Origin of the sequence: Massilia sp. R2A-15 (assembly GCF_030704305.1) — a bacterium.
GTDB lineage: Bacteria > Pseudomonadota > Gammaproteobacteria > Burkholderiales > Burkholderiaceae_D > JAFCUW01.
This window is the reverse complement of sequence record NZ_CP131935.1, coordinates 4,434,012-4,453,070: the sequence shown is the minus strand read 5'-3', so window position 1 is coordinate 4,453,070 and position 19,059 is coordinate 4,434,012. Positions and strand designations below refer to the sequence as shown.

The following is a 19,059-nucleotide window of genomic DNA, read 5'->3' as shown; positions in this document are numbered from 1 at the left end:
CTCCCAAGATAAATATTATTTGGTGAAATTGTCTCACCAAAAACTATCTATTGCTAGTATTCCTTATTACCAGAATTAATCCAGAAGAAATCCCACTACAATCGAATCAATTTTTCGCGCAGCCGATCGCGCCGCCCCCTGGTCCTCCAGGGGCGGCGTTTCGTGCTGCGCGGCTGTGTTTGTTAGCCATTTTCCATCAAAGAGTCATTTATGCAAACTGCCGCGTTTCCGGCCACCTCCTCCGCCCCGTTTTCCGCCCTGCTCGCCGAAGTCAAACCACAACAAACCGCGCTGCGCTCGGCCATCACCGCGGCCTACCGGCGCGACGAGACCGAGGCCGTGGAGTGGCTGCTGGCGCAGGGCGCGCGCGCCAACGCCGACGCGGCGCCGCTGGCGCACAAGCTGGTCGAGCAGGTGCGCGCGAAACGCACCCGCGCCTCGGGCGTGGACGCGCTGATGCATGAATTTTCGCTGTCGTCGGAAGAGGGCGTGGCGCTGATGTGCCTGGCCGAAGCGCTGTTGCGCATCCCCGACAGCCAGACCGCGGACCGCCTCATCGCCGACAAGATCAGCAAGGGCGACTGGCGCAAGCACCTGGGCGAGTCGCCTTCGCTGTTCGTCAACGCCGCCACCTGGGGACTGCTCATCACCGGCAAGCTGGTCGGCACCAGCAGCGAAGCGGGCCTGGCCTCGGCGATGACGCGCTTGATCGGCAAGGGCGGCGAGCCGCTGATCCGCAAGGGCGTGGACCTGGCGATGCGCATGCTGGGCAACCAGTTCGTCACCGGCCAGACCATCGACGAGGCGCTGAAAAACAGCCGCGCCAACGAAGCGCGCGGCTACCGCTATTCGTACGACATGCTGGGCGAAGCGGCGCTGACCGAGCACGATGCGCAGGCCTATTACAAGTCGTATGAGACGGCGATCCACGCGATCGGCAAGGCATCGAACGGCCGCGGCATCAACGGCGGCCCGGGCATCTCGATCAAGCTGTCGGCGCTGCACCCGCGCTACAGCCGCGCGCAGCACAAGCGCGTAATGGAAGAACTGCTGCCGCGCGTGCGCACCCTGGTGCTGCTGGCGAAGCAGTACAACATCGGCATCAACATCGACGCGGAAGAAGCCGACCGCCTCGAGATTTCGCTCGACATGATGGAGGCGATGGCCTTCGATCCCGCGCTGGCCGGCTTCGACGGCATCGGCTTCGTGGTGCAGGCCTACCAGAAGCGCTGCCCGTTCGTGATCGACTTCCTGGTCGACCTGGCCAAGCGCAGCGGCCGCAAGTTCATGGTGCGCCTGGTGAAGGGCGCGTATTGGGACGCCGAGATCAAGCGCGCGCAAGTGGACGGCATGCCCGGCTTCCCGGTCTATACCCGCAAGGTCTACACCGACGTGTCCTACCTGACCTGCGCGCGCAAGCTGCTATCGGCCGCCGACACGTTGTATCCGCAGTTCGCCACGCACAACGCGCATTCGCTGTCCGTCATCTACACCTGGGCGAAGGCCGACGGCATCACCAACTACGAGTTCCAGTGCCTGCACGGCATGGGCGAGACGCTGTACGACCAGGTGGTCGGCAAGGAAAACCTCGACAAGGCCTGCCGCATCTACGCGCCGGTGGGCTCGCACGAAACGCTGCTCGCGTATCTCGTGCGCCGCCTGCTGGAGAACGGCGCCAACTCGTCGTTCGTCAACCAGATCGTCGACCAGGACGTGTCGATCGCGTCGCTGATCGCCGATCCGTTCGACGCGGCGCGCGCGCAGGGCGCCCAGCCGCATCCGGGCATCGCGCTGCCGGTGAAATTATTCGGCGACGAGCGCAAGAATTCGTCGGGCATCGACCTGACCAATGAAGACGTGCTGGTCAAGCTGTCGGCCGTGCTGGCGCAGCCGCGCGCGTACGAAGCCGCGCCGCTGATCGACGGCGCCAGCAGCCCGTCGGCGACGCAGCCGGTGAAAAATCCCGCCAATCATCTGGATGTTGTCGGCCAGGTGCGCGAAGCCACCAGCGCCGATGTCGAAACCGCGCTGGCCGCCGCCGCCGCGTATGCGATGGACTGGCAAACGACGGCGCCGTCGCTGCGCGCCGATGCGATCGCGCGCGTCGCCGACCTGTTCGAGGAAAACTGCCAGGAGCTGATGGCGCTGGCCGTGCGCGAAGCGGGCAAGTCGCTGCCGAACGCGATCGCCGAAGTGCGCGAAGCTGTCGACTTCCTGCGCTACTACGCGCAGCAGGTGCACAGCACGCAGAACGTGCTGGCGCTCGGCCCGGTCACTTGCATCAGCCCGTGGAACTTCCCGCTGGCGATCTTCACAGGCCAGGTCGCCGCCGCGCTGGCCGCGGGTAACGTGGTGCTGGCCAAGCCGGCCGAACAAACCCCGTTGATCGCGAACCGCGCCGTCGAACTGTTCCACCAGGCTGGCATTCCGAAAGGCGCGCTGCAGTTCCTGCCGGGCCGCGGCGAAGTGGTCGGCGCCGCGCTGACCGGCGACGCCCGCGTGCGCGGCGTGATCTTCACCGGTTCGACCGAAGTGGCGCAGCTGATCAACAAGACGCTGGCGAAGCGCTCGCTGGAAGAGCACAACGAACTTCCGCTGATCGCCGAAACCGGCGGCCAGAACGCGCTGATCGTCGATTCGTCGGCGCTGCCGGAGCAGGTGGTGCAGGATGCCCTGAGCTCCGCCTTCGACAGCGCCGGCCAGCGCTGCTCGGCGCTGCGCGTGCTGTTCCTGCAGGAGGAAATCGCCGACAAGACGATCCGCATGCTCAAGGGCGCGATGCAGGAACTGCGCGTCGGCGTGCCGGACCGCCTGTCGACCGACATCGGCCCGGTGATCGACGTCGAGGCGCGCGACAACCTGCTCGCGCACATCGAGCGCACGAAGAAGAACGCCAAGTCGCACTTCGCGCTCGACCTGCCGGCCAGCCTGACCGCGCACGGCACCTTCGTGCCACCGACCGTGATGGAAATCGGCTCGCTGTCCGAACTGACGCACGAAGTGTTCGGCCCTGTGCTGCACGTCATCCGCTACAAGCGCACCGACCTGCCGGAGCTGATCGACTCGATCAACGAGAGCGGCTTCGGCCTGACGCTGGGCATCCACTCGCGCATCGACGAGACCATCGATTACATCTCGTCGCGCGCGCACGTCGGCAATATCTATGTCAACCGGAACATCGTCGGCGCGGTGGTCGGTGTGCAGCCTTTCGGCGGCGAAGGCAAGTCCGGCACTGGCCCGAAAGCGGGCGGCCCGCTGTACCTCAAGCGCCTGCAGCGCGCGGCGCCGCCGCTGCTGCGCCACGAACGCCAGGCCACCCCGGGCCTCGATTCTCTGCTGGCGTGGGCCAACACCCATGGCCAGGAGCGCGTGATGACGCTGGCCGACCAGTACATGCGCACCACGCTGACCGGCACCACGCTGGCGCTGCCGGGTCCGACCGGCGAGCGCAATACGCTGGCGTTCGCGTCGCGCGGCGTCGTGCTGTGCGCGGCCTCGTCGATCGGCGTGCTGCTTAATCAGCTGGCCGCGGTACTGGCCACCGGCAATCGCGCGGTGGTGCTGGACCGCTCGGGCAAGCTGGTTCCCGAAGGCTTGCCGGCGCCGGTGCGCGACCGCATCCAGGTGATCGGCAGCATCGACGAATGCAAGTATCCTTTCCAGGTGGCGCTCGTCGACGCGTCCACCTCGAACAGCCTGCGCCCTGTGCTGGCGGCGCGGGATGGAGCAATCATCAGCATGATCGACACCACCGAAGAGGGTGCGATCCCGTTGTGGCGTCTGGTGGCTGAACGCGCGCTGTGTGTCAACACGACCGCGGCTGGCGGTAACGCAAGCCTGATGACGCTGGGTTTGTAATGATGGAGATGTCCGTTGTACAACTTGGAGGAAGACATGATTGTAGGAGTTCCGAAAGAGATTAAAAACAACGAGTTCCGCGTGGGCCTCACGCCGCCGAGTGTCAGGGAACTGACCTCGCGCGGCCACCAGGTGCTCGTGCAGAAGGGCGCCGGCCTTGAAATCGGCCTGCCCGACGAACAGTACGTGGCGGCCGGCGCGGCCATCGTGGACAGCGCGAAGGAAGTCTTTGCGCGCGCCGAGATGGTCGTGAAGGTCAAGGAACCGCAGCCGGAGGAATGCGCCATGCTGCGGCCGGGCCAGATTCTCTACACCTACCTGCACCTGGCGCCGGACCCTGAACAGACCGCGGCGCTGGTGCGTTCGGGCGCCGTCTGCATCGCCTACGAAACCATCACCGGAGCCGGCGGCGGGCTGCCGCTGCTCGCGCCGATGAGCGAAGTGGCCGGGCGCATGGCGATCCAGGCAGGCGCCGCGCACCTCGAGAAATCGAAGGGCGGCATGGGATTGCTGCTGGGCGGCGTGCCTGGCGTTGCGGCCGGCCATGTCGTCATCATCGGCGCCGGCGTGGTCGGCACCAACGCGCTGCAGATGGCGGTGGGAACCGGCGCGCGCGTGACTGTGCTCGACAAGAGCATGGAGCGCCTGCGCCAGCTCGACCTCATTTTCGGCAATCGCATCTCGACGCAGTATTCCAACGCGCATTCGATCGAGGAAGCGGTGCTGTCGGCCGACCTGGTGATCGGCGGCGTGCTGGTGCCGGGCGCCGCGGCGCCGAAGCTGGTCACGCGCGACATGATTTCGAAGATGAAGCCGGGCGCGGTGGTGGTCGACGTCGCGATCGACCAGGGCGGCTGTTTCGAAACCTCGCATGCGACGACGCACGCCGACCCGACCTTCGTTCTCGATGGCGTGGTGCACTACTGCGTCGCGAACATGCCGGGCGCGGTGGCGCGCACGTCGACCTTCGCGCTGAACAACGCCACCATCGGTCACGCCGTTGCGTTGGCAAGCAAAGGCTGGCGCCAGGCGATGCGCGACGATCCGCACCTGAAGAACGGTCTGAATGTGTGCGAAGGAAAAGTCACTTACCAAGCGGTGGCAGAGGCACTGAAGTACGACTACGTGCCAGCGGAGTCGATGCTGGGCTGATTCTGTTGGCAAAATGGTGAAGCGGCGACCGGTTTCATGAAACCCATGAAGTCGTGTCGCCGCTCCTCGCAAGAGTGCGCCCATGCTGGGCGCACGCAACAAAAAAGGCACCCTCGGGTGCCTTTTATTTGGAATGCGCAGGGTCAGCGCAGGAGCGCAGCGACGAGCAGAATAGTAGAAACAATGCCGGCACCGACGACGCTGAAGAGGCCCAAGTCCTTCATCATTTGGTCCCGGCCTGCAGGTTGCGATACGTATTTGATAATCTTTGCCATGATACTGCTCCTCTTCAATCAGTATAGCACTTTAGCCAGCCCAGACATGCGTCGCGGTGAACGATACTGCAGTAGCTAGTGACATCCATATGGAGACCACCATGATGCGCGGCGCCTGCGCCGTACCGCTCGCCGCGATGACGCTTGCCTCATGCACTTCTTCATCGGCTGCATCCATTGTACCCAACAAGACTAGTACCGAAGAAATCACAACGATTACCATGTGCCAAAGGATCGCTGTCCAGGCAACGGTAGTTCCGAGCGATATTTCGCTGAAAGTACCTTTCAATTCGCCCAAGTGCACAGCTGCCTCGTAAGAGGCTGCGGCACACATAGCAATGACGGTCCAGAACAGCTGCCCTTCCTGAAGCGAGCGCATTATGAGTTCTCGAACTCTCCCTCTGTGCTTCTTACCTAATCCCAGCAGCGGCAAAAGTGCAATCGGGGCCAGCAAAGGTACAGCGACGTTCAAGAGCAGCCAGCCTACAAGTCTACTTGCATCCATACGGTACACCCACCTGTCACCTTGTTGTTAGGGAGCAGCAATAGTAATAAGTTTCACCATCCCCCAGTAGTTAATTCCATCGAACAAGGATAAGTCATGCGAGAAAAGCCCCCTTGCTTTCCATTGAACGGCTGCCAAACGGGTTAGTTCATGGGTGACCCACTATCGGGTCATAATGCTTTAACGGCAAGGTTTGGGTGAGGTTGCTGGCAAAACCGTCTGACGATGTGAAACGCATACCGAGCCGCGACTGATTTCACGAAACGCATGAAGTCATGGGCCGCGTCTTCGTTGGCGTTATCTGAAATCGTGCGGATCACGGCAAACGGCACGCCCAGCTCGAAACATACCTGGGCCACCGCCGCCCCCTCCATCTCCACGGCCAGCAACCCTGGATGGTTTGTGCCCAAACGTCCGATATGGTCACGGCAGCTGACAAACTGATCGCCGCTGGCAATCAGGCCGCGGTGCACGCTTGGCTGCTGCAAGCGGAAAACCCGCCGTTCATCCGCTTCGATCACATCCAGGAAGTCGCCGGCAACGAAATCGTGCGCAGCGCCGGCCAGGTGCGTCGACAAGCTCGCATCGGATGTAAAGTGCGCCAGACCGGTCAATGGCACTTCAAATCGCGGGAACAGGGGGCTGGCGTCCATATCGTGCTGAACCAGGGACTCGGCCACCACAATGTCTCCAACGGCCACAGAAGGGCCTCCAGAGCCCGCTACGCCGGTAAACAGGATGTGGGTAACTCCGAACTTCTCCACAAGCATGGTGGCGGTCATCGCTGCCGCGACCTTGCCAATACGCGACAGGACGCACACAGCGTCGATTCCCCAGAGTCTGCCGACGGCGTAGTCACGCATGCCGTGCGTGACCGTGGCGAGCCCTTCCATGGCCTGTACGAGCCCTTCCTGTTCCTCATGAAGGGCGCTGATGATGCCTAAGCGCTTAATTTTGTGGTGATTCATGCTTCCTGGAAGACGGTTTTTCGGGTTGTCCCCGCTGTTCGCGCCGGTTTACTGTTTTATATAAAGGTATGTATACAAATATAGTAGTAGATAGTAAACGTCGATTTTTTTGTGGATAAGTCGGATTTTATCAACAGGCTCAACGGTTTACAGCGTTTACAACTGGCCTGAAAACGATTGTATCCAGTTGGGATCGTTGTGGGATAAAAATTTGGCTGTGGAGAAACAGATCGGTTCTGCACAAACGATGCTGTGGATATCCAACAGCTTATCCACAAGTGATGCATTTTGCTTGCACACCAGGCTGACATTTCTGCAACGTTTTTTGCATGTTGGCGTAAACCAATTTTTTTGAAAAACCAACAAGCTTGCAAAAATTTGGGTTTTCGACGCCTTCTATTTTTTTCAACCGACGTCGGTTTTCGGGGTTCTTCGGCGCGCGAATTTTCGTTTGCTTGTTTACTTAAAAAGTATGTATACAAGGTTAGTAGTAGTTGTTAACAGGTCCTGTTTTCTGTGGATAAACCACAAAAATTCAACGTAAACAGCAACTTGCGGGCTGTACAAGCTTGTTAACGGTTCTGTATGCGGCTGGTAGCAATTCTGGACAAAAAACAGGGTGTGAATAAAACAGCGTTTATCCACAAATGGTACCTGTGGATATTCATAGACTTATCCACACCTGGTCGTCGTTCGCTGCGCTCAAGGTTGGCTTGGATACGCTTTTCTGGACGATCTTGCAGACGAGCGACTGTTTGGAGGTTGGTCACGACCCAGCGGGCCGATCCGCGACAGGATGTTCGGCACCGTGAAAAAGCTTGCCGGCAGCGGACTGGGGGTCAGGATGAGCCGAAGCCGGATGCCCACCATCGATCGATCGGTCGCTGCCGGTCGGCAGTTCAGCAAGTCGCGTTGTTTGCCCAGGCGGTGAAAATTTTCAATCGAGGTCAGGAAAGCACGCGGCGTTAGCGCCAGGTCGTCGATATTTCGAAAATGTCAGGTAACGCAGTCCGGGAATTCGCCGAATTTGTTTACTTAACAAAGGTATGTATACAAGGTTAGTAGTAGTTGTTGACAGTCCCTATTTTCTGTGGACAACCCACAAAATCCGCGTGTAAACAGACACTTGCGCGCTGTACAAAGTTGTTAACGATCCTGTATGCGGCTGGTAGCAATTCTGGACAAAAATTGACGTGTGAATAAAATGGCTTTTATCCACAAATGGTACCTGTGGATATTCATAGACTTATCCACAGGAGGCTGTATGGATGTGTTGTCGCTGATGGAATTTCCGATCATCCAGGGCCCGATGGCAGGTGGCGCATGCACGCCGGCGCTGGTGGCGGGCGTCTCGAATGCCGGCGGATTGGGCAGTTTTCCCGGCTCCCTGCTGGCGCCCGCCGCCATCCGCGAGCAGGTCGGCCAGATCCGCGGCCTCACCGACCGTCCGTTCCAGATGAATTTCTTCGTCCAGCCGACGCCGCATCCCTCCGAGGCCGAGGTCCAGCGTGGAATCGAACTGCTGCGCCCGGTCTGGCAAAGCCTGGGCTGGTCCGAGCTGGCGCTGCCCAAGCAGTGGTGCCAGGATTTCGACGCCCAGTTCGACGAATTGGTGGCGCTCAAGCCCGCCGCCGCCAGTTTTACCTTCGGCATCCTCACCGAAACCCAGGTCGAGCGCCTCCACTCCGCAGGCATCGCCGTCATCGGCACCGTCACCACCGTCGACGAAGCGCTGGCCTGGGAAGCGGTGGGCGCCGATGCGGTGGTGGCGTCGGGCGTGGAGGCGGGCGGCCATCGCGGAACTTTCCTCGGCCCGCAGGAAGATGCAACGCTTTCGGCCCGCGAGTTGTGGTCGTGGGTCTCGGATGCAGTGCAGATTCCCGTCATCGCCGCCGGCGGCATCATGACCGGCGTCGATATCCGCGATGCACTCGCGCTGGGCGCCAGCGCGGTTCAGATGGGCACCGCCTTTCTTGTCACGGACGAATCCGGCATCCATCCGGCCTACAAACAGCATCTGTTGTCGGGAACCCACTTGCGCACGCGGCTGACCCGCGCCTTCTCCGGCCGCCTGGCCCGCGGCGTCGAAAATCGTTTCATGGAACAAATGAGGAGTGTAGAAACGCAAGTTCCGGCGTATCCTGTTCAAAATGCATTAACCGGCGGCATCCGTGCAGCAGCCGCCGAACGCGGCGACATCGAGCTGATGTCGATGTGGGCCGGCGCCGAAGTGGGCCGGTCGCGCGCTCTGTCGGTGGCGCAACTGATGCAGACGCTGGTGGCGGAGATGCGTCCAACCTGAAAGGAGCCTTGATTGGAATCGGCAGGAGAATACGACTACATCATCGTGGGGGCGGGCACATCCGGCTGCCTGCTGGCGAACCGCCTCACCCGCAACAAGAATGTCAACGTCCTGCTGATCGAGGCGTGCGGCAAGGACGATTACCTGTGGATTCACATTCCGGTCGGCTATCTGCATTGCATCGGCAATCCGCGCACCGATTGGCTGTTCAAGACCGAACCTGACGCCGGCCTGGGCGGGCGCTCCTTGATTTACCCGCGCGGCAAAGTGCTGGGCGGCAGCTCTTCGATCAACGGCATGATCTACATGCGCGGCCAGTCGGGCGACTACGACCGCTGGGCCGAACTGACCGGCGATCCATCCTGGGCATGGGACCAGGTACTGCCGCTGTTCATGAAAAGCGAGGACCATCACGGCGGCGCCAGCGCGACGCACGGCAGCGGCGGCGAATGGCGGGTCGAAAAACAGCGCCTTTCCTGGCAGATCCTCGACGCCTTCCGCGACGCGGCCGACCAGGTCGGCATCCGCAAGGTCGACGATTTCAACGGCGGCGACAATGCCGGCTGCGCCTATTTCGAAGTCAACCAGAAGCGCGGCATCCGCTGGAACACGGCAAAGGCCTTCCTGCGGCCGATCGCGGCGCGGTCGAACCTGACGATCATGACCGGCTGCCACGTCGAGCGCCTGATTATTGAGCAGTCGGAACAGGGTCCGGCCTGCCGCGGCGTCGAATTCACCGGGGGCGGCAAGTCCTGGCGCGCCGACGCGAAGCGCGAAACCCTGCTGGCAGCCGGTTCGATCGGCTCGCCGCAGATTTTGCAGCTGTCCGGCATCGGCCCGGCCGCGGCGCTGCACAGCCTGGGCATTACGCCGCAGGCCGACCGGCCCGGCGTCGGCGAAAACCTGCAGGATCACCTGCAACTGCGCATGATCTACAAGGTCAACAACGCGAAAACCCTCAACACCAGCGCCGCCGGCTGGTTCGGCAAGATGAAAATCGGCATCGAGTACACCCTGATGCAGAGCGGGCCGATGTCGATGGCGCCGTCGCAGCTGGGCGCGTTTGCCAAATCCGACCCGTCGCAGCCGTCCGCCAACCTGCAGTACCACGTCCAGCCGCTGTCGCTGGAAAAGTTCGGCGATCCGCTCCATGCGTTTTCGGCGTTCACCGCCAGCGTGTGCAACCTGCGCCCGACCTCGCGCGGGCACGTCCGGATCGCCAGCAAGGATAGCTACGCCGCGCCGAAAATTTCCCCCAATTACCTGAGCACGCCGGAAGACCGCAAGACGGCGGCCGACGCGCTGAACCTGACGCGCAGGATCGTCGCGGCGCCGGCCATGGCCAAGTACGCGCCGGAGGAGTTCAAGCCCGGCGTGCATTTCCGCACCGACGAGGAACTGGCCGAAGCGGCGGGGCAGATCGGCACGACCATTTTCCATCCGGTCGGCACCTGCAAGATGGGCAAGAAGGACGACCCGATGGCCGTGGTCGACAGCGAGCTGCGGGTCATCGGCGTGGCCGGACTGCGCGTGATCGATGCGTCCGTGATGCCAAACATCACCTCCGGCAACACGAATTCGCCGACCCTGATGATCGCCGAAAAGGCCGCCGCGCTGATTTCTGCCGCCCGCACCGAATAAGTGCATAGCCAGTGGTAGTTATACCGTATTGTGACGAAATTTTATTGTGTGTATTATCGTAAGAAAATTACATGCAGTAATTATAAAAACATTTCGGAGACTCAATGACGGATGTCATCTTAGAGACCAGGAACCTCAACAAGGAGTTCAAGGGTTTCACTGCAGTCAATGATGTGAACCTGAGCGTCCAGCGTGGCCATATCCATGCGTTGATCGGCCCGAACGGCGCCGGCAAGACGACATGCTTCAATCTGCTGACCAAGTTCCTGGTGCCGACCTCGGGCCAGATCCTGTTTAACGGCAAGGACATCACCGCGGCCCAGCCGGCCCAGATCGCGCGTATGGGAATCATCCGCTCGTTCCAGATTTCGGCCGTGTTTCCGCACCTGACCGTGTTGCAGAACGTGCGCATCGGCCTGCAGCGCCAGCTCGGCACCTCCTACCATTTCTGGAAGAGCGAGCGCTCACTGTCGCAGCTTGACGCGCGCGCCATGGAGCTGCTGGCCGAAGTGGACCTGACCGAATTTGCCGACACCATCACCGTCGACATGCCCTACGGCCGCAAGCGAGCTCTCGAGATCGCCACCACCCTGGCGATGGATCCGGAGCTGATGCTGCTTGACGAGCCGACCCAGGGCATGGGCCACGAGGACGTGCACCGCGTCACCGAGCTGATCAAAAAGGTCTCGGCCGGGCGCACCATCCTGATGGTCGAACACAATATGAACGTGGTGTCCGGCATCTGCGACAAAATTTCGGTGCTGCAGCGCGGCGCCATGCTGGCCGAAGGCAGCTATGCCGAGGTGTCGCGCAACCCGCAGGTCATGGAAGCCTACATGGGCACCGTCAACGCCGACCTGGAAGGAGCGCACTGATGGCCGCCGCACTCGAAATATCCAACCTGCAAGCCTGGTACGGCGAGTCGCACATCCTGCACAACGTCAACCTGACGGTGAACCAGGGCGAAGTGGTCACTCTGCTGGGCCGTAACGGTGCCGGCCGCACCACCACCCTGCGCGCGATCATGGGCCTGACCGGCCGCCGCACCGGCTCGATCAAGGTGAACGGGGTCGAGTCGATCGGCATGCCCACCCACAAGATCGCCCACCTGGGCATCGGCTATTGCCCGGAAGAGCGCGGCATTTTCTCGTCGCTGTCGACCGAGGAAAACCTGATGCTGCCGCCACAGCTGGCCGGCGCGGAAAAGGGCATGTCGGTGCAGGAGATCTACCAGATGTTCCCGAACCTGTACGAGCGCCGCAACAGCCAGGGCACCCGGCTGTCGGGCGGCGAGCAGCAGATGCTGGCGGTGGCGCGAATCCTGCGCACCGGGGCGCGCCTGCTGCTGCTGGACGAGATTTCCGAAGGCCTGGCTCCGGTCATCGTGCAGGGCCTGGCCCGGATGATCACGACGCTCAAGGCCAAGGGCTACACCATCGTCATGGTGGAACAGAATTTCCGCTTCGCCGCACCGCTGGCGGATCGGTTTTACGTGGTGGAGCACGGTCAGATCGTCGAGACCTTCGCTTCGTCTGAATTAAGCGCCAAGATGCCGGTCCTGACCGAGCTCCTCGGCGTGTAACTGTGCATTCGTTGACCAACAAATAACTATCCTTCACGGAGACAAAATGAAACGTAAAGCAATTGCCATCGCAGCGGGCGCCCTGTGCGCACTCGGATTCTCCTTCGCCGCCCAGGCACAAGTATCGGGCGACGTCATCAAGATCGGCCTGATCACCGACCTGTCCGGCACCTATTCGGACATCGACGGCAACGGCGGCGCCGAAGCGGTCAAGATGGCGATCGCCGACATGGGCGGCATGGTCAACGGCAAGAAAGTCGAATTCGTCGTGGCCGACCACCAGAACAAGGCCGACATCGCCGCCAGCAAGGCGCGCGAATGGTTCGACCGCGAAGGCGTCGACATGCTGATCGGCGGCACCAACTCGGGCACCAACCTGGCCATGGCCAAGATCGCCGCGGAAAAGAAAAAGGTCTTCATCTCGATCGGCGCCGGCTCGGCCCGCCTGACCAATGAGGAATGCACCCCGTACACGATTCACTACGCCTACGACACCATCGCGCTGGCGCGCGGCACCGGCTCGACCATCGTCAAGCAGGGCGGCAAGTCGTGGTACTTCCTGACCGCCGACTACGCGTTCGGCCAGTCGCTCGAGAAGGACACCACCGACGTCATCAAGCCGGCAGGCGGCACCGTGCTGGGCAGCTCGAAGCACCCGCTGGCCGCGTCGGACTTCTCGTCCTTCCTGCTGCAGGCGCAAAACTCGAAGGCGCAGATCCTGGGCCTGGCCAACGCCGGCGGCGACACCATCAACACCATCAAGGCGGCCAACGAGTTCGGCATCACCAAGAACATGAAGCTGGCCGGCCTGCTGATGTTCATCAACGACGTGCACTCGCTGGGCCTGAAGATGACCCACGGCATGTACCTGACCGACGGCTGGTACTGGGACATGAACGCGGACACCCGCGCCTGGTCGAAGCGCTACTTCTCGAAGATGAAGAAGGAGCCGTCGATGCTGCAGGCGGCCGACTACTCGGCCACGATGAACTACCTGGCGGCAGTCAAGGCCGTGGGCAGCGATGATGCCGACAAGGTCATGGCGCACATGAAGAAGACCCCGATCAACGACATGTTCGCCAAGGGCGGCGTGATCCGTCCGGACGGCCGCATGGTGCACGACATGTACCTGATGCAGGTGAAGGAACAGTCGGAGTCGAAGTACCCATGGGACTACTACAAGGTCGTCGCCACCATCCCTGGCGCCCAGGCTTACGCCACCAAGGCCGAGAGCAAGTGCTCGCTCTGGAAGTAATCTAGTTGGGATACCCGCAGCATCGGGGTCTGGTCCTGCGGACCTGACCCCATTGTGCGGTATGCCAAAAATATGGGGTCAGGTCCGCAGGACCAGACCCCGATTCTGCCGAAGCGGGTTGCATGCCCGCTTCTTTTCTTTGTTCCCCGCCGGCGCGAACCGGTATTTTTTACTGTGATGCCATGGAAATTTTCGGCGTTCCTCTTCCTGCCCTGATGAGCCAGTTGCTGCTGGGACTGGTCAACGGCTCGTTCTACGCGATGCTCTCGCTCGGCCTGGCCGTCATTTTCGGCCTGCTCAATGTCATCAATTTCTCGCACGGCGCCCTGTACATGGTGGGCGCCTTCATCGCGTTCATCGGCGTCACCACCTTCGGCCTGCCGTACTGGGCGATGCTGGTGATCGCCCCGCTCGTCGTCGGTGTGTTCGGCGTGGTCGTCGAAAAGACCATGCTGCGCTGGCTCTACAAGCTCGACCATCTGTACGGCTTGCTGCTGACCTTCGGCATCACCCTGCTGCTCGAAGGCGTGTTCCGCTCCTTCTTCGGCGTGTCGGGCCAGTCGATCGATGTGCCCGAACTCCTGTCCGGCGCCACCAACCTCGGCTTCATGATGCTGCCGAACTACCGCGCCTGGGTGGTGCTGGCCTCGCTCAGCGTGTGCCTGGCGACCTGGTTCGTCATCGAAAAAACCAAGCTCGGCTCCTACCTGCGCGCCGGCACCGAGAATCCGAAACTGGTCGAGGCGTTCGGCATCAACGTGCCGCTGATGGTCACGCTGACCTACGGCTTCGGCGTCGCGCTGGCCGGCTTCGCGGGCGTGCTGGCCGCGCCGATCATCAACGTCACTCCGCTGATGGGCTCGCACCTGATCATCGTCGTGTTCGCCGTCGTCGTGATCGGCGGCATGGGCTCGATTATGGGCTCGATCCTGACCGGCCTGGGCCTGGGCATCATCGAAGGCTTCACCCGGGTGTTCTACCCGGAAGGCTCGGAAGTGGTGGTGTTCGTCGTGATGGTGATCGTGCTGATGATCCGTCCTGCCGGCCTGTTCGGCAAAGAGAAATAATATTTCATAACGGAGCATATTTTGAACAAAAAAATCGGCTACCTGATCGCCTTCGCCATTGCGCTGGCCGCCCCGTTTATCGGCTATCCCGTCTTCCTGATGAAGCTGCTGTGTTTCGGCCTGTTCGCCTGCGCCTTCAACCTGCTGATCGGCTACACCGGCCTGCTGTCGTTCGGCCACGCAGCCTTCTTCGGCAGCGCCGGCTACGTGACCGGTTACGCCTTGTCGGCGCTCGGCCTGCCAGTCGAGCTGGGCATCCTGCTCGGTGTTGCTGCCGCGGCGGCCATCGGCCTGGTGATGGGCCTGCTGGCGATCCGCCGCCAGGGCATCTACTTCTCGATGATCACGCTGGCGCTGGCCCAGATGGTGTATTTCGCCATGCTGCGGTCGCCGTTCACGCACGGCGAGGACGGCCTGCAGGGCGTACCGCGCGGCAAGCTGTTCGGCGTCATCGACCTGGCCAACGACACCACGCTGTATTTCGTCGTGCTGGCCATCGCCATTGCCGGCTTCGCCCTGATCATGCGTACCGTGCATTCGCCGTTCGGCCAGGTGCTCAAGGCGATCAAGGAAAACGAGCCGCGCGCCATCTCCCTCGGTTACGACGTCGACCGCTACAAGTTGACCGCCTTCGTGCTGTCGGCCGCGCTGGCGGGCCTGGCGGGCGCGACCAAGACGCTGGTGCTGGGCTTCGAGACGCTGACCGACGTGCACTGGAGCATGTCCGGCCTGGTCATCCTGATGACGCTGGTAGGGGGCATGGGCACGCTGGTCGGCCCGATCCTGGGCGCCTTTATCATCATCGCGCTGGAAAACAAGCTGGGCGACCTGGGAACCTTCCTGGCGGCCAAGACGCACATCGAGTGGTTTTCGACGCTGGGCGAATCGGTCGGCATGGTGACCGGCCTGATTTTCATTGCCTGCGTGCTGCTGTTCCGACGCGGGATCGTCGGAGAGATCGGCGCGGCAATCGCTGCCGCCAGCCGAAGAAGGAAAGTCGCCTGACTTCAAACACGCCCCAGGACGCATTAAAACGCTCCTGGGGCGTTTTTCTATGGTAATCCCTGTCCGGGGCTCAACTGCCTCCCTGCCCCCCCCTGATACCCTCGCAGGTAGCTCGACGTTGATCGGGCTGTAGCAAGATCATTTCAAAGACGATTGAGTTCGTGCGGGCGCACGTTATTCCCAAATGGGTATAATTTATGGCCAAACCGTTGATTTTCATCGGTAGCTCAAGAAGCGACCTCAGCAGGATGCCCGAGGCGGTAAAGGAAACGTTTGGCTTTGCCTTGTACACGGCGCAGCAGGGAGGTAGAGCGGGCGAAGTGAAGCAGCTCACCGGGTTTGGCGGTGGCGTGATGCAGATATCGGAGGACGATGACGGCAACACCTATCGCGCAGTGTACAGCGTGCATTTTGCTGACGTGGTGTATGTCCTGCACTGCTTTCAAAAGAAATCGAAACAGGGCAGGAAGACGCCCAGCGAAGAGATCAACGTCATCGAGGCACGTCTCAAGCGTGTGAAGGAGCTTGAGGATGAGAAGGCAAAAGCACGAAAGGCGGCTGCCAGGTCCGCTCCAAAGAACGAAAAATGACTCCATTCGTCGAGGCGATCATGAGCACTACAGAAAACGCTAGTATCACCCACAGTAGCGGCAATGTCTTCGCGGACCTCGGGCTTCCCGACCCGACCGACCTGTTGGTCAAGGCCGATCTTGCATATCAAATCGGTTCTATCATCAAAGCGCGCCATTGGACGCAGGCGAAGGCCGCCGAGAAGCTTGGAATGACCCAGCCGAAGCTGTCTGAAATGCTGCGAGGAAGATTCCGAGGTATCAGCCAGCAGAAAATGGTGGAATACCTGAACCTGCTCGGACAGGATGTCGAGATCGTGGTGCGGAAGATTGCGAATCCGCGCGCGAACGGCCGTACAAGGGTTGTCGTGGTGGAGCCCGATGCCGACGCTACGCAACCGTTGGAATCCCATGCTTGAACTGCGCCCTGGCTGCGAAAACTGTAATAAGCCTTTGCCACCGGATTCGCCCGACGCGCGGATCTGCAGCTACGAATGTACCTTCTGTGCTGACTGTGTGGACAACGTTGTGCATAACGTGTGTCCAAACTGTGGAGGAAATTTCGTTCCGCGCCCAATCCGGCCGGCGCGAGATTGGAAGGGGGGTAATTTCCTTGGAAACGATCCAGCGACCACCAAAGTCACCTACAAACCGGTGGATAAGTCGCTGTTTGCGCCGTTGCTGGCGGCATTGCGAGACATGCCGCCCGAACAGCGCTGAATAACTTTGTGGATAACGCTGTGCACAGCAGGTGTACAGGATGTGCTTAAGCTGTGGATGAATTACGGGGTCGGGACTGCCGGACCAAACCGCCGTCGTTTTACAGCGCCGCTGCGTAAATTGCGCGCGCATGCTCCCGCGTCATCTCGCGCGGATTGTTGCCGAGCAGGCGAGTCTGCTTCATGGCGTCGTCGGCCATCCGGTCCAGGTCGGCCTCGGTAATCCCCACCTGCCGCAGGCTGGTTTCGATCCCCGTCATTGCCGCGATCTGCTGCATTGCAACAATCAACGCCTCCGCGCGGGCCTCGGCGCTCCCCGCCACTTTCGGGGCGACGATGCCTGCCAGCTCGGCGTAATGGTGCATGGCTTCCGGCATATTGAATCGCAGCACATGCGGCAGCACCAGCGAATTCGACAAGCCGTGCGGCACATGGAAAATCCCGCCGATCGGATAGGCCAGCGCATGCACCGCCGCTACCGGTGAATTCGAAAACGCCTGTCCGGCAAAATAGGCGCCCAGCAGCATCGCCTGACGTGCTTCCAGGTCGGCGCCGTTTTCGCATGCCTTGACGAGATTGCCCGACAGCAGCGACAGCGCCTGGCGCGCCAGCATGTCCGACATCGGGTTCTTCTTGTGCTTGCTGGTGAACGATTCGATCGCGTGCACCATCGCATCAATGCCCGTTGCCGCCGTCACCATCGGCGGCAGGCCCAGCGTCAGTTCGGCGTCGAGCACCGCCAGGTCCGCATACAACTGCGGCGCCACCACGCCCATCTTGGTGGTCTCGCCGGTGGTGACGATCGCGATATTGGTCACTTCCGATCCGGTGCCGGCGGTGGTCGGCACCTGTACCAGCGGCAGGCGCTTGCCGGTCACATTGCCGATGCCATAGATCTGGGCCAGTCCTTGTTCGCTGCCCGCCAGCACGGCGATCAGCTTGGCCACATCCATCGAGCTGCCGCCGCCGATGCCGATAATGAGATCGACCGCATGCTGGCGCGCGAATTCGACCGCCTTCAACACAACGTGCTCGGGCGGATCGGCGACGACGTCCGAATACACCAGCGCCTGCAGGTTGTGCTGTTCGAGGTCGCGGGCGGGCGCATCGACCAGGCCGGTGCGCAGGAAGCCCGGGTCGGTGACGATCATCGCGCGGCGGGCGAGAGGGAAGTGGGTGCGCACGTGCTCACCAAGCCGGGTGGCGGAACCTGGCGCCGAAATCACGTGCGGCACGGTGCTGAAGGTAAATGGATTCATGGCAGGGATGTCCGGTGGTCGATCCGTCAAGCTTACACCAAGGTCCCCGGCAGTTGCTGTGTTTCTTCCGTACAATATCGCGTGTTGAATTCTGGTGGGGATAAGCAGAGCGATGGTCGATTTTATGTTGCTGGGCGCTGCCGCATTTTTGGCTGGCCTTGTCGATGCGGTGGTAGGTGGGGGCGGGCTGATCCAGATCCCTGTGCTGTTCTCGGTCTTTCCGAAAGAGGTCCCGGCCACGCTGCTCGGTACCAGCAAGCTGGCCGGCGTGTTCGGCACCAGCGCCGCCGCGGTGAACTACGCGCGCAGGGTGAAGGTCGCGTGGAGCGCCGCCGCGCCCGCCGCACTGGCAGCTTTCGCACTGTCGTTCGCCGGCGCCTGGACCGTGACCCGCGTGCCGGGCGACTTCGTCCGGTCCTTGCTGCCGCTGGTGCTGCTGGCCGTCGCGATCTACACATTCCGCAAGAAAGACTTCGGCTCCGTTCACGCTCCGGTCCACAGCGGCGCGACCGAGAAACTGGTCGCGGTAGGGATGGGCGCCTGCATCGGATTCTACGACGGCTTCTTTGGCCCGGGCACCGGCAGCTTCCTGATGTTCCTGTTCGTGCGCTTCTTCGGCTTCGATTTCCTCAGCGCCTCAGCCGCGGCCAAGGTCGCCAACGTCGCATGCAACATCTCCGCGTTGATGTGGTTCGGCTACAGCGGCCACCTGTTATGGCAGCTCGGCCTGCTGATGGCCGTCTGCCAGGTGGCCGGTTCGCTGGGCGGAACCTGGTTGGCGATCCGCCACGGCAGCGTGTTCGTGCGCAAATTATTCCTGGTTGTCGTCAGTCTATTGATCCTGAAAACGGGCTGGGACGCCGTCAAACGCTGGTCATTCTGACCGTTTTGTTCCACGTGAA

17 protein-coding genes are annotated in these 19,059 nt (G+C 61.5%); 13 read left to right on the top strand and 4 right to left on the bottom strand.

The genetic code is table 11. The annotated features are described in order from the left end of the window. Nucleotides 1-210: 210 nt before the first annotated feature. Entirely contained in the window at nucleotides 211-3,858 is a 3,648-nt protein-coding gene (gene putA, locus Q4S45_RS20515; protein ID WP_305507255.1) for a trifunctional transcriptional regulator/proline dehydrogenase/L-glutamate gamma-semialdehyde dehydrogenase, read from the top strand. A 36-nt stretch (nucleotides 3,859-3,894) separates the two neighbouring features. Beyond that, a complete protein-coding gene (gene ald / locus Q4S45_RS20510) occupies nucleotides 3,895-5,010 on the top strand; it encodes an alanine dehydrogenase (RefSeq protein WP_305507254.1) in 1,116 nt (371 codons plus the stop codon). Between the two features lie 143 nt (nucleotides 5,011-5,153). Here the strand turns inward: ald and Q4S45_RS20505 are convergent, their stop codons facing one another. The 3 genes from Q4S45_RS20505 to Q4S45_RS20495 form a co-directional block, all read right to left on the bottom strand. Continuing rightward, complete coding sequence (locus Q4S45_RS20505; protein WP_305507253.1) at nucleotides 5,154-5,285, bottom strand: hypothetical protein; 132 nt, start codon at nucleotides 5,283-5,285, stop codon at nucleotides 5,154-5,156. Between the two features lie 31 nt (nucleotides 5,286-5,316). Beyond that, nucleotides 5,317-5,757 carry a hypothetical protein gene (locus Q4S45_RS20500; RefSeq protein ID WP_305507252.1) on the bottom strand — a complete coding sequence of 147 codons (441 nt, stop codon included), beginning with the start codon at nucleotides 5,755-5,757 and terminating at the stop codon, nucleotides 5,317-5,319. 203 nt (nucleotides 5,758-5,960) lie between these two features. Beyond that, the gene (locus Q4S45_RS20495; RefSeq protein ID WP_305507251.1) at nucleotides 5,961-6,758 is read right to left on the bottom strand and encodes a 5'-methylthioadenosine/adenosylhomocysteine nucleosidase; all 798 of its coding nucleotides are present in this window, start codon (nucleotides 6,756-6,758) and stop codon (nucleotides 5,961-5,963) included. 1,264 nt (nucleotides 6,759-8,022) lie between these two features. Between Q4S45_RS20495 and Q4S45_RS20490 the strand changes: the two genes are divergently transcribed. The 10 genes from Q4S45_RS20490 to Q4S45_RS20445 all read left to right on the top strand — a co-directional run bounded on the left by Q4S45_RS20490 (nucleotide 8,023) and on the right by Q4S45_RS20445 (nucleotide 16,899). After that, nucleotides 8,023-9,060: a nitronate monooxygenase family protein gene (locus Q4S45_RS20490; RefSeq protein WP_305507250.1), complete on the top strand. Its 1,038-nt coding sequence runs from the start codon at nucleotides 8,023-8,025 to the stop codon at nucleotides 9,058-9,060. Nucleotides 9,061-9,072: 12 nt separating this feature from the next. Next, complete coding sequence (locus Q4S45_RS20485) at nucleotides 9,073-10,701, top strand: GMC family oxidoreductase (RefSeq protein ID WP_305507249.1); 1,629 nt, start codon at nucleotides 9,073-9,075, stop codon at nucleotides 10,699-10,701. A 104-nt stretch (nucleotides 10,702-10,805) separates the two neighbouring features. Beyond that, nucleotides 10,806-11,576: an ABC transporter ATP-binding protein gene (locus tag Q4S45_RS20480; RefSeq protein WP_305507248.1), complete on the top strand. Its 771-nt coding sequence runs from the start codon at nucleotides 10,806-10,808 to the stop codon at nucleotides 11,574-11,576. Continuing rightward, the gene (locus tag Q4S45_RS20475; protein ID WP_305507247.1) at nucleotides 11,576-12,283 is read left to right on the top strand and encodes an ABC transporter ATP-binding protein; all 708 of its coding nucleotides are present in this window, start codon (nucleotides 11,576-11,578) and stop codon (nucleotides 12,281-12,283) included. The genes Q4S45_RS20480 and Q4S45_RS20475 overlap by 1 nt, the downstream gene beginning before the upstream one ends. Before the next feature lie 46 nt (nucleotides 12,284-12,329). Next, a complete protein-coding gene (locus tag Q4S45_RS20470) occupies nucleotides 12,330-13,538 on the top strand; it encodes an ABC transporter substrate-binding protein (protein ID WP_305507246.1) in 1,209 nt (402 codons plus the stop codon). A 182-nt stretch (nucleotides 13,539-13,720) separates the two neighbouring features. Beyond that, a complete protein-coding gene (locus tag Q4S45_RS20465) occupies nucleotides 13,721-14,605 on the top strand; it encodes a branched-chain amino acid ABC transporter permease (protein WP_305507245.1) in 885 nt (294 codons plus the stop codon). A gap of 21 nt (nucleotides 14,606-14,626) precedes the next feature. Then, the gene (locus tag Q4S45_RS20460) at nucleotides 14,627-15,610 is read left to right on the top strand and encodes a branched-chain amino acid ABC transporter permease (RefSeq protein ID WP_305507244.1); all 984 of its coding nucleotides are present in this window, start codon (nucleotides 14,627-14,629) and stop codon (nucleotides 15,608-15,610) included. A 197-nt stretch (nucleotides 15,611-15,807) separates the two neighbouring features. After that, on the top strand, nucleotides 15,808-16,200 hold the full coding sequence (locus Q4S45_RS20455) for a type II toxin-antitoxin system RelE/ParE family toxin (RefSeq protein WP_305507243.1): 393 nt from the start codon (nucleotides 15,808-15,810) through the stop codon (nucleotides 16,198-16,200). Continuing rightward, nucleotides 16,197-16,598 (top strand): helix-turn-helix domain-containing protein, encoded by a 402-nt coding sequence (locus tag Q4S45_RS20450; RefSeq protein ID WP_305507242.1) that lies wholly within the window; start codon nucleotides 16,197-16,199, stop codon nucleotides 16,596-16,598. Before Q4S45_RS20455 ends, Q4S45_RS20450 begins: the two co-directional genes overlap by 4 nt. Next, nucleotides 16,591-16,899, top strand: coding sequence for a DUF1272 domain-containing protein (locus Q4S45_RS20445; protein WP_305507241.1), 309 nt, complete (start codon nucleotides 16,591-16,593; stop codon nucleotides 16,897-16,899). Before Q4S45_RS20450 ends, Q4S45_RS20445 begins: the two co-directional genes overlap by 8 nt. 100 nt (nucleotides 16,900-16,999) lie before the next feature. Here the strand turns inward: Q4S45_RS20445 and Q4S45_RS20440 are convergent, their stop codons facing one another. Then, a complete protein-coding gene (locus tag Q4S45_RS20440; RefSeq protein WP_305507240.1) occupies nucleotides 17,000-18,157 on the bottom strand; it encodes an iron-containing alcohol dehydrogenase in 1,158 nt (385 codons plus the stop codon). Nucleotides 18,158-18,269: 112 nt separating this feature from the next. On the opposite strand from Q4S45_RS20440, the gene Q4S45_RS20435 reads away from it, so the two are divergent. Then, nucleotides 18,270-19,040, top strand: coding sequence for a TSUP family transporter (locus tag Q4S45_RS20435; protein ID WP_305507239.1), 771 nt, complete (start codon nucleotides 18,270-18,272; stop codon nucleotides 19,038-19,040). The last annotated feature ends 19 nt before the right edge of the window (nucleotides 19,041-19,059 follow it).